Here is an 11,133-nt window from a genome sequence, read left to right as displayed (position 1 = left end):
CAATGTCAGCCCGGCGGAGTTTAACAAGAGGTATTGGAGAACTGCTCAGGCTGCTTGATCCGGGACTGTCCGATCTTGTCAGGACACCTCATTCGGGCATGTTCTTGAATCGATTTACACTCAGTCCGAGGCTATCTCTGGTCAGGTTGCCTACATACAGGCTATTCTCGATTCTCAGGACAGTCGTGATAACAGCGCGCTTTCTTGATTATCCTTATTGACGTGTTAGCGGCGTTACCAGCGATGGTAGCGCCTTTTTTTTGCCTGCCGGCGTTACTCGATTGCCCAGGTGAAACGTATATCAAGTTGGCACCGGATCCAGCAGTCACGAAGCAGGAGCGACCCGACTAGGGAGCGACGGCGCCACGGTGCTCCTGACGCCGATAAAGCCAGTTATCGGCATCAGGGGTACGGGCGACCCCGCCAATGCTCCTCAATCGCTCTATCCCGCACTGCGCATAATGTATATTATGTTAAATCAAGTATCTTGTTTCCTGTCACCACTTATTGAACTGTGTATAATGGCAACAATTGATCCTATCTTCGACCGGATGTCTTAAGTGGCTGAATTAACATCAGAACAATTAAAACCCGCTTTTGCGATTGAACAGTTCCCCAAGCTCAGTGAACTTGAGCCCATCCCCTTTGCGGCACTGCAACCCAGAGCCATTTCCGGCATCAAGCGTCTCGCCAGTTTTGATGGTGACTGTCCGGTCATGCTGCTCAACGGGTTCCCCGGCGCAGATTATGAAGGTGTTTGCCAGACGTTGATTGCCGACTCCCATGGCAAGGACGGTGACCTGTTTGATCTCTGCTACACCGAGAACTTGAACAACCCCTTCAAACCTATCTGGCTGCGCCTGCAACCAGGCACAGGTATCGAATTCTGCGAGATGGTTGGCGAGTTGCTCAAGCTCTTGAGCCACCACCTCGATGCCGAGCGCATCGTGACCCGCATCATGCGTAAGCAGAACAATGATCCGAAGATCGATGATTTCCTCTCCGATCTGGCCGCCCACGTGGCATTGGGGCTGGAGTTCCAGCACCCGGTTCTAATCAACCTGCTGATCCATCACGAAGAGCAGGAAGCGCCGGTGATTTATGGCCGTGATCTCAACTGGGATACCCTGTTTGGTTCCATCAACTACCAGACCGAGCAAGGCTCTGTCTATGCTAACCAGCACCTGTTGGAGCCTGGCTTGCTGCGCGAAGCCAACGGCGGTTACCTCATTTTGCAGCTGGACGAACTGCTGGATCAGCCGCACCTCTGGTTCAAGCTGAAAAATGCCATGCAAAAAGGCGAGCTGGACTGGAACGCCTATCAGGAAGGGAAAACCCTGACCCCCTTCTTCGCACCTGAGGCGACCCCCATCAAGCTCAAGCTGATCCTGGTGGGTGACAGACTCGACGTGGCGGAGTTCCAGATGCTGGATCGGGATATGTCCGAGCGCATCTTCCTGCGCGCCGATCTGGTCTCCGAAGTGAATATTGAAGAGGACCTGCAGGAATTTCTGCAGTACCTGGCCTGGCTGCGCCAGCGCTGGAGCCTACTGGACTTCACGCCAGCCGCCCTCGCCGCCCTTTGTCGTCATGCCAGCCGCCTCTGTGACCATCAGGAGTGGCTATCGCTCTCCGAAGTGCAACTCTCCGCCATCATGCGGATGGCTGACAGTCTGGCGCGCGAACTGGAAGCGGACGTCGTCACCGACGAGCATATCCGCGGCGCGCTGGAGGAGCAGGATTACCGTCTCAACTATCTCGTTGAGCAGTCCGATCAGGGCGTCATCGACGGCCAAATCCTGCTGCAAACCGATGGCGAAGAGATTGGCCAGATCAACGGCCTGTCGGTCATTCAGGTCTCCGGTCACCCCTATGACTTCGGTGAGCCGGTGCGCCTCACCGCGACCGTACACCTTGGTGATGGCGATGTGGCGGATATCGAGCGCAAAGCGGAGCTGGCCGGTCATATCCACGCCAAGGCGATGATGATTATCCACGGCTATCTCTCCAACAAATTTGGCGCAGAGAACCCCTCCCCCCTGTCGGCGAATCTGGTGTTCGAGCAGTCTTACCACGAAATTGATGGCGACAGTGCTTCACTGACCGGCTTGTGTGCCCTGCTCTCTGCCCTCGCCCGCCAGCCTATTTATCAGCACTTCGCCGTGACCGGTGCGGTCGATCAGTTTGGCAATGTGCAGGCCGTTGGTGGCGTCAACGAGAAGATTGAAGGCTTCTTCCGGGTGTGTAAGATCCACGGCATCACCGGTAAGCAAGGGATCATTCTGCCGGGGACCAACATCCAACAGCTCAATCTCTCTGACGAGGTGATTGAGGCTGTTGCCGCAGGCCAGTTCCATATCCTCCCGGTGGATCATGTGGAAGAGGCCATCGAGTTGCTGACTGGCTGTGTCGCCGGTGAGCCTGATATGCCCGATACCCTGTTTGGCCGTATTCAGGAGCGGTTGGACGAGTTGAACGGCTCCACTGCCAAAGTCGGACTGCTGCAATCCCTGCTGGGGCGCCTGTTTGGCCGCTGATGAAGTGATCGGAGTTGTTTAGCGAACAACTGTAAGCTAAATTGGCCCAGCTTTGACCCATTTGAAGGAAATACCGCGTGACCGTAGACAATACCACCATGGAAGCCCGCCTTTCCCTGTGCGAACAGGGCAAGAACTCTTTTACCCGTGAAGAGCTGCTGGCTTGCAGCCGTGGCGAACTGTTTGGTGAGGGTAACAGTCAGCTGCCTGCCCCCAACATGTTGATGATGGACCGCATCGTCAAGATCAATGACAACGGCGGCGAACACGGCAAGGGCGAGATCCTGGCTGAGCTCGACATTACTCCGGATCTCTGGTTCTTCGATTGCCACTTCCCGGGTGACCCGGTAATGCCAGGCTGTCTCGGTCTGGACGCCATGTGGCAGCTGGTTGGCTTCTTCCTAGGCTGGAAAGGCGGCCCCGGCAAGGGTCGTGCGCTGGGCGTAGGTGAAGTGAAATTTACCGGCCAGATCCTGCCGACAGCCAAGAAAGTGACCTACAAGATCACCTTCAAGCGCGTCATCAACCGCAAGCTGGTGATGGGGATTGCTGATGGCGTGGTCGAAGTCGACGGCCGTCCGATCTACAGCGCCACCGACCTGAAAGTGGGCCTGTTCAAAGATACCACCACATTCTGATCTGTCTGATTAGTGGTAAACAGCATTAACGCAAAGGGGCCACAACGGCCCCTTTCCTTTTGTAATGAGTGATGAAGTACCTGCTACTTCATGAAGAGGCCTGAGCCCCGCCCTTCCATGGCATCACGCCAACCACCAAGCCAATGCCCTCGGGCATCCAGGCATTGATACGGACACGCTTCTTTCTGTTTGCCGACCACGCCAGCCTGATAACCACGAGCACGAGCTCTTTCCAGACGGTCCCGCTTCTGTCTCTTCATCATCTACGACCCTCTTCGTGGAACAAAAAAAGCGACCAATTCTGCATCGGTCGCTTTCATCTTTACTCCTGCGAGCGCACCCGGTCAAACAAAAACTTCCACCCTAACCGGGCTATGTGACACAAGGCACTGAACTGGATTAAGTTTTAATTACAGGGAACTTACTCCTGATTTTTGAGTCCTTCCAGCTCTTCCCAGCGAGCAAATGCCTGCTCCAGCGCGGCTTCAGCGGCATTGAGCGCATCGAGTTTCGGCTGGGTTTTATCTGCCGGCAGCGAAAAGAACCCTGGCTGGTTGATCTCGCTTTGCAGCGCATCCAGCTCGGCTTCGAGCTGCTCAAGACGAGCGGGCAACCCTTCCAGTTCAAGCTGCAGCTTGTAGGAGAGCTTCTTGCTTTTCTTCGGCACTTCTGGCACGGCGGCAACGACCGGCTCGGGCGCCTTGGCCGGTGCACTCTTGGCCTGTTGTTGGGCATTCTGCTGTTCGCGGGTCGCTATCATGTCAGCGTAACCGCCCACGTAATCGCTGATGCGGCCATCCCCTTCAAACAGCCAGCAGCCGGTCACTGTGTTGTCGATGAAGCGACGATCGTGACTCACCAGCAGCAGGGTGCCGGGGTAGTCGGAAAGCAGCTCTTCCAGCAGCTCCAGAGTCTCGACGTCGAGGTCGTTGGTCGGTTCATCGAGGATCAGCAGGTTGCTCGGCTTGAGGAACAGCTTGGCCAGCAGCAGCCGGTTCTTCTCACCACCGGAGAGCGCCTTGACCGGCGTACGAGCCCGCTTGGGTTCGAACAGAAAGTCCTGCAGGTAACCAAGAATGTGACGGGAGCGGCCACGCACCATCACCTCCTGCTTACCCTCCCCGACGTTGTCCACCACGGTCTGCTCGGGATCGAGCTGCTCGCGGTACTGATCGAAGTAGGCCACCTCCAGATTGGTGCCCCCCTTGACGGTGCCACGGGTTGGCTCAAGCTGCCCCAGCAACAGCTTGATCAGGGTCGATTTGCCGCAGCCATTGGGGCCGACCAGCGCAATCTTGTCGCCACGCAGCACTTGCAGATCGAGCCCCTTGAACAGAGTGCGATCGCCAAAATCCAGCCCCAGCCCTTCGGTCTCGAACACCAGCTTGCCGGAGCGATTGACCTCGTCCAGTTGCAGCTTGGCCTTGCCCTGCAGCTCGCGGCGCTGGGAGCGCTCCATTCGCATCGCCTCAAGGGCGCGTACCCGGCCTTCGTTACGGGTACGGCGAGCCTTGATACCCTGACGCACCCACACCTCTTCCTGGGCCAGTTTGCGGTCGAACTCGGCATTTTTCAGCTCTTCGACCCGCAGCCACTCCTCTTTCCCCTGCAGGTACTCGTCGTAGTTACCCGGCCAGGAGGTGATGGCGCCGCGATCCAGATCGATGATCCGGGTGGCCAGCTTGTGTATAAACTCCCGATCGTGAGAGATAAAGACGATGGCGCCGCGAAAATCCTTGAGGAAATCTTCCAGCCAGTTGATGGCTTCGATGTCCAGGTGGTTGGTCGGCTCATCAAGCAGCAACAAGTCGGGATCGCAAGCCAGCGCACGGGCCAGCGCCACTTTGCGCAGCCAGCCGCCGGAGAGGCTATCTAGGGTCACGTCAGGCTCCAGCCCCAGCAGGGTCAACACCTGACTGATGCGGGTCTCGAATTGCCAGCCGTTCTGATAATCGAGCTGCTCTTGCAACTCGCTCATCTTGCGAATATTGGCATCTGACGGATCGCTCGCCAGCTCCATGGAGATGTGGTGGTACTGCTTGAGCAGCTCCCCCACCCCCGCCAGCCCTTCGGCGGCATAGTCAAACACCGTCAGCTCGCTGGAAGCAGGCGGATCCTGCTCAAGGCGGGTTACTTTCAAATCTTGTTGCAGCACCAGACGCCCGTCGTCCAGCGGCAATTCGCTGGCAATGACCTTCATCAGGGTAGACTTGCCCGCCCCGTTGCGGCCAACCAGACAGAGGCGCTCGCCCCGCTCGATGGTCAATTCGGCATTGTCGAGCAACGGGAAATCACTGAACGACAGACAGGCGCCGTGCAATGTTAAAAGAGCCATGTGTGTTCCTTATTTCATATGAAAAAAACGGGCAGCAGACTGGGTCTGCCCCCGTTTTATCGTCAAATCACGCTCACCCCTGACGGGCAGCCCAGCCATTGAGCTCAGCCAACGTGAAGGGCCAGCCGAGCTCGCGGCCGGCCTCGTCACGCAGCACCGGAATGCGCACCCGATAGGCGGCAAGCCACTGCTCATCATCCATGATGTCGCACTGGCGGGTGGCGGCGGCAAGGCCGGCCTCCTCCACCAGCACCCAGGCCTGCTCGCACAGGTGGCAACCGTCGGTATGAAACAGGGTCAGCATCACGCCTCGCCTTGCTCCGGCGCATGGGTGATGATCCAGCAGTTGTGGATGTGCTGGTTGCGCTCGAAATCCTTCGGGCGCGTCTTCTGGGTGATGTTCTGGGCCTTGAGACCAGTGGCCTCGAGACCGGCCAGATCCATCTTGAAGTGACGCTTGTTGTTGGAGAAGACCAGGGTGCCATCGGCCGCCAGCAGACGCTTCAGATGCTGCATCAGCAGCAGGTGATCGCGCTGTACGTCGAAGCTCTCGTCCATCCGCTTGGAGTTGGAGAAGGTGGGCGGATCGATAAAGATGAGATCGTACTGCTCATCCGCTTCCGATAACCACTTCAGACAATCGGCCTGCACAAACTTGTGCTGACGGCCCACCAGCGAGTTGAGACGCATGTTGTCCTGTGCCCAGTTCAGGTAGGTGTGGGACATGTCGACCGTAGTGGTCTCGCTGGCACCGCCGAGACCTGCGTGCACGGTGGCACTGCCGGTGTAGGCAAACAGATTCAGGAAGCGCTTGCCTTTGGCCATCTGACCCAGCATGCGGCGAGTCTGACGATGATCGAGGAACAGACCGGTATCCAGATAGTCGTAGAGGTTGACCCACAGACGGGCGCCATACTCCTGCACTTCCATCCGGTGCTGCTCTTCGGAGAGCTTCTGATACTGCTGTTTGCCTTCCTGACGCTCACGCACCTTCAGGATCACCTTCTCGCCGTCCATTCCGGTCACCTTGATGGCGGCCTGAACCATATCGAGCAGACGCTGACGGGTCTTCTGGGCGGGGATGTCCTTAGGCGCGGCATACTCTTGCACCACCAGGTAGTCCTGATAGCGGTCGATGGCGGCGTTGTATTCCGGCAAGTCGGCATCGTAGATGCGATAGCAATCGATTCCCTCTTTGTTGGCCCACTTCTCGAGAGTTTTCAGATTCTTGCGTAGACGGTTGGCAAAGTCCTGTGCCACCTCTTTTTGGGAAGCCACGGAGTCCAGTGCGATTTGATAATTGCGCAGCTGACACTCGAGGGCGCCGTTGAACAGGCGATATTGCTTGTCGGCGCGCAGGCGCAGACAGCTGAGCAGTTCGGGGGATGCGGAAAGAATGGAGACTTTCCAACCCTGGAAGCTGCGACGCAGAGCATCGCCGAGGGCCTGATGCACTTCCAGCAGGGCCGGAAATTCGCCAAGACGCTCGCCATAAGGCGGGTTGGAAATGAGCATACCGACCTGGCGGGCCTCCCCTTGACCTTCTTCCCCTTCAACAGGGGCAGGCATCGGCAGCGGGTTTTCCAGCTTGGTGACATCGGCCTGATTGAAGGTGATGAGGTGGGCCACACCGGCCGCCTTGGCGTTGTCGCGCGCTTTGAGCAGCACTCGGCTGTCGGCATCACAGCCAAACAGCTTCACTTCACAACGCTGCATGCCGCGTTTGGCGCGCACTTGCGCTTCCATCATCAGGCTCTGCCACAGCTCGCTATCGTGCTGCAGCCAGCGATCGAAACCGAAGCGCTCGCGGCGCAGCGCCGGCGCCATGTCGGCGGCGATAAAGGCCGCTTCAATCAGCAAGGTACCGGAACCGCACATAGGGTCCATCATGGGCTCACCGGCCCAGCCACTACGGGCAATCATGGCGCAGGCCAGGTTCTCTTTGAGTGGTGCTTCACCTGTGCCCTGACGATAGAAACGCTGATGCAACGCCGGGCCTGACAAGTCCAGCGTGATATTGGCCTTGCCTTTGCCCAGGTGCGCCATGATGCGAATATCCGGCGACTTCTTGTCCACGTCCGGACGTACGTGACCGCGCTTGGTGAAGCGGTCAACGATGGCATCCTTGATCTTCAGCGCGCCATATTGGGTATTGCGAATAGCGGGGTTGGTACCGGTAAAGTCTACCGCGATGGTAGAGGTACCGGAGAAGTGCTCTTCCCAGGGGATTGTGTGGGCGCCCAGATAGAGATCCAGATCGTCGTTCATCTGGAATTCGGACAGCACCAGCACGATACGGGAGGCAAAACGGCTCCACAGGCAGGCCTTGTAGCCAATCGCCAGTTCGCCTTTGAAATGGACGCCAGCCACGGTCTCACGGACCTGCTCTGCGCCCAGGGTGGTCAGCTCGTCGGCCAACAGGTTTTCCAGCCCCTTGGGGCAGGTTGCAAAAAATTCTTTCATCACGCTCACGGGGAACCCATAAAAATAGTGCCGCATTATACCCTATAAGGCCACGCTGAGCATGCAAAACTAGGGGATGAAGCGATGACGCCCGCTGAATTTAATGCTTCCGCCCACGACATGAAACCCGCGCCCCCCTGCTGCCCATCCCTGCACTTGTCATCCATTTCTCTTATTTTTAAAAAAACCACGTACATCAACTTATTGGACAACAATTAGGGGGTTAGAAAATGTCATCCGGATACCATCCTCGCGTATGAATGAGCACGAACATGACCAAAACCATCCTTGTTGTGGAAGACTCCGCCAGTATCAGAGCCACCATTACCATGACGCTGCAAAGCGCCGGTTTTAGCGTGATCGAAGCGGATGATGGCAACGCGGCCCTCTCCCGCCTCGATGGCCAGCGGGTACATCTCATCATCTCCGATCTCAACATGCCGGGCATGGACGGGATGACACTGCTGCGCCATCTCAAGGCACAGGCAACCACCCGCTATATCCCGTTCATCATGCTGACGACGGAAAACTCGCCCGAGATCCGTCAAGAGGGGTTCGATGCCGGCGCCCGTGTCTGGCTGACCAAGCCATTCGAGCCGCTTAAGCTTATCGATGATGTCTACAAGGTGGTGCAACCATGATACGGGAGCACAAGGTATGAGTTTTGAACTGGATATTATGCACGCCCCTCCGACTGCCATTCTCACGGGGGAGTTCACCGTCATGACGGTGGCAGAGTTGCAAGACGATCTCTTCGGTCTGCTCAACTTTCCAGTTGCCTTGCTGGATTTGAGCCAGCTTGAAGCACTCGATAGCTGCGGTGCCCAGCTTGTCGCCCTCCTCCAGCAAGAAGCCAATTCCCAGAGCAAGCGGCTACGGATCAAGACGGGAGATGGCAGTGAAGCCGAACTGGCGCTGGGCCAGCTCGGACTGCTTTCGTCCCTCACCAGAGCGGAGGGGCCAGATGGACGTCAATAAAGCGCGCGCCCTCTTTTTCGAGGAGGCCTACGAGCAGTGTGATCATCTGGAGCAGGCGCTCCTTGATCGTGAAAGCTACCCGGCCAATGCCGAAACCTACAATCTGATGTTTCGTACCGCCCATACCATCAAGGGTTCAGCCAGCATGCTGGGCCTTACCATGCTGGTACGTTTCGCCCACGCCATGGAGAACATGCTGACACGACTTCGCAGCGGCGAGTTGCAGCTCGATGAGCATCTGATCAACCTGCTGCTGGCCTGCAATGATCAGCTACGCGACCTGTTGCAGGGGGCCGAGCACAACCCCGAGCTGCCGCAAACCGAAACCCAACAGATCCTGGCCCTGCTTTCCCAACTGCAGGGCCATCAAAGTTTGCCAACCCAACCTGTCGTAGTGCCGCCACAAAGCGAGATCCCTTCACAGGATCTCAAGCGCTGGCATCTCTCTGTGCGTTTTTATCCCTCGCTCTATCAGGATGGCTTCGACCTGCTGGCCTTTATCCGCTATCTCGGCAATCTGGGCGAGATCATCTTCATCGAACCGGTCTGGCACGAATGGCCGCTCCTTCAATTGCTCGACCCGACAGAGTGTTTCCTTGGTTATGAAATTGGCCTGCGCAGTGCTGAATCTCCCGAGCGGATCCGCAGTACCTTCGACTTTGTCGCTCATGCCAGCATCATCTGCCTGCTGACGCCTCATCAGGATCTCGCCGAGTTTGCGGCGCAAGGTGAACGACTGGCGCAGTGGCGCAACGAACCGCTGACGGCCCAGCTTGCCCGCTGGGAGGCAGCCGACGTCCTGAGCCGTGAAGAGGCCGCCGCCATTGAGCGGGGCGACTATCGCCGTAGTCAAACCAGCGAACCAGACAGCGCATCCGCCGACCCTTCATCAGTGTCACAACCTGCGCAGCCAGAGCCGGAACTGCCGGTAACACCTCAGCCCAAGCCCGCCCCGCAGCGCAGTGAAGGGCACTACATTCGCATTGAGGCGGCGAAACTCGACCGGCTGATCAACCGGGTCGGTGAACTGGTGATCGCCACCTCAGCGACAACCCTGCAGGCCAGATTGCGAGGAGATGCCGAGCTGGTCGAGTCGGTGGCCGCCGTCAATACGCTGGTCGAGGGGATCCGCGACGACGCCCTTACCCTGCGCATGGTGCCCATCAACGAGATCTTCAACCGCTTTCCGAGGCTGGTGCACGAGCTCTCCCTGCAGACCGGCAAGAACATCAGCCTGCACATCAATAACGCCGAAACCGATATCGACAAGTCCATGGTCGAGAAGCTGACCGATCCCCTGATGCATCTGGTGCGCAATGCGGTCGATCACGGCATCGAGAATGAGGCGCAGCGCCTTGAGGCTGGCAAGGCGGCTGGCGGCGTGGTTACCCTGAACGCCTATCACGACGCAGGTGCCGTTGTGGTTGAAGTGAGCGACGATGGTCGCGGCATCGATCGCGACAAGATCCTGGCCAAGGCCCAGACGATGGGTATGGCTCAGGAGGGAAAAGTCATGAGCGAGCAGGAGATATTCCAGTTCCTGTTCCAACCCGGCTTCTCAACCGCCAACGGTGTCAGCGATCTTTCGGGTCGCGGTGTCGGGCTCGATGTGGTCAAGCGCAATCTGGAGTCCCTGCGGGGCGAGACCACCATCGAGAGCCATCTTGGCCGCGGCACAACCTTCCGCCTGCGGCTCCCTTTAACCCTCGCCATCATCGACGGTTTTCGCATCGAGGTGGATCACTCCTCACTGGTGATCCCCCTCGACATGATGCTCGAGTGCATTGATCTGCCGCCGGATGCCCTCGATACCCCCTCGCGCCAGATCAATATCCGCGGCGAGTGGGTGCCCTTTATCGTACTGCGCGAGCTGTTTGCCCTTCCCCCCGCCGACGAGCCCGAGTTTGTCGTCATCGTCGACTATGCCGACAACCGCGCCGGCATTGTGGTGGATCGCCTGATTGGCGAAGTGCAGGCGGTGATCAAACCACTCGGAGAGCTGTTCAGGACGCTGCGATATGTCAGCGGTTCAACCATTCTGGGCAATGGCCAGCCGGCCCTCATTCTTGATGTGCCACAGCTTATCGAGCTGGCCAGACGACGGGAGTTTCACTTGATCCACCTGCATGCCGATACCCTCTCCGGCAGCCAAACCTGATTGACCACATACTGTTATCAACCG

9 protein-coding genes are annotated in these 11,133 nt (G+C 57.8%); 5 read left to right on the top strand and 4 right to left on the bottom strand.

The window, feature by feature from the left end:
- Nucleotides 1-560 precede the first annotated feature (560 nt).
- Together ACW5W8_RS02820 and fabA are read left to right on the top strand one after the other, a co-directional pair.
- Nucleotides 561-2,537: a Lon protease family protein gene (locus ACW5W8_RS02820; RefSeq protein WP_498626306.1), complete on the top strand. Its 1,977-nt coding sequence runs from the start codon at nucleotides 561-563 to the stop codon at nucleotides 2,535-2,537.
- Nucleotides 2,538-2,614: 77 nt separating this feature from the next.
- Nucleotides 2,615-3,175 (top strand): 3-hydroxyacyl-[acyl-carrier-protein] dehydratase FabA, encoded by a 561-nt coding sequence (gene fabA, locus ACW5W8_RS02815; RefSeq protein WP_101530564.1) that lies wholly within the window; start codon nucleotides 2,615-2,617, stop codon nucleotides 3,173-3,175.
- 83 nt (nucleotides 3,176-3,258) lie between these two features.
- Here fabA and rmf read toward each other — a convergent pair whose 3' ends face one another.
- The 4 genes from rmf to rlmKL all read right to left on the bottom strand — a co-directional run bounded on the left by rmf (nucleotide 3,259) and on the right by rlmKL (nucleotide 8,009).
- On the bottom strand, nucleotides 3,259-3,438 hold the full coding sequence (gene rmf, locus ACW5W8_RS02810; protein ID WP_005315693.1) for a ribosome modulation factor: 180 nt from the start codon (nucleotides 3,436-3,438) through the stop codon (nucleotides 3,259-3,261).
- A gap of 158 nt (nucleotides 3,439-3,596) precedes the next feature.
- The gene (gene uup / locus ACW5W8_RS02805; protein ID WP_498626305.1) at nucleotides 3,597-5,510 is read right to left on the bottom strand and encodes an ATP-binding cassette ATPase Uup; all 1,914 of its coding nucleotides are present in this window, start codon (nucleotides 5,508-5,510) and stop codon (nucleotides 3,597-3,599) included.
- A 73-nt stretch (nucleotides 5,511-5,583) separates the two neighbouring features.
- Nucleotides 5,584-5,814: a glutaredoxin family protein gene (locus ACW5W8_RS02800; RefSeq protein WP_498626304.1), complete on the bottom strand. Its 231-nt coding sequence runs from the start codon at nucleotides 5,812-5,814 to the stop codon at nucleotides 5,584-5,586.
- Nucleotides 5,814-8,009, bottom strand: a complete 2,196-nt coding sequence (rlmKL, locus tag ACW5W8_RS02795; protein WP_498626303.1) for a bifunctional 23S rRNA (guanine(2069)-N(7))-methyltransferase RlmK/23S rRNA (guanine(2445)-N(2))-methyltransferase RlmL — start codon at nucleotides 8,007-8,009, stop codon at nucleotides 5,814-5,816. Before rlmKL ends, ACW5W8_RS02800 begins: the two co-directional genes overlap by 1 nt.
- A 236-nt stretch (nucleotides 8,010-8,245) precedes the next feature.
- On the opposite strand from rlmKL, the gene ACW5W8_RS02790 reads away from it, so the two are divergent.
- The 3 genes from ACW5W8_RS02790 to ACW5W8_RS02780 are packed head-to-tail and all read left to right on the top strand — an operon-like array spanning nucleotide 8,246 to nucleotide 11,109.
- The gene (locus tag ACW5W8_RS02790; protein ID WP_033113548.1) at nucleotides 8,246-8,614 is read left to right on the top strand and encodes a response regulator; all 369 of its coding nucleotides are present in this window, start codon (nucleotides 8,246-8,248) and stop codon (nucleotides 8,612-8,614) included.
- Between the two features lie 16 nt (nucleotides 8,615-8,630).
- A complete protein-coding gene (locus ACW5W8_RS02785; RefSeq protein ID WP_498626301.1) occupies nucleotides 8,631-8,951 on the top strand; it encodes an STAS domain-containing protein in 321 nt (106 codons plus the stop codon).
- Nucleotides 8,938-11,109, top strand: coding sequence for a chemotaxis protein CheA (locus ACW5W8_RS02780; protein WP_498626300.1), 2,172 nt, complete (start codon nucleotides 8,938-8,940; stop codon nucleotides 11,107-11,109). The genes ACW5W8_RS02785 and ACW5W8_RS02780 overlap by 14 nt, the downstream gene beginning before the upstream one ends.
- Nucleotides 11,110-11,133 lie beyond the last annotated feature (24 nt).

Source organism: Aeromonas aquatilis (genome assembly GCF_054052405.1).
Note: the sequence above shows the minus strand (reverse complement) of the source record. Positions and strands in the feature narration are given on the sequence as shown.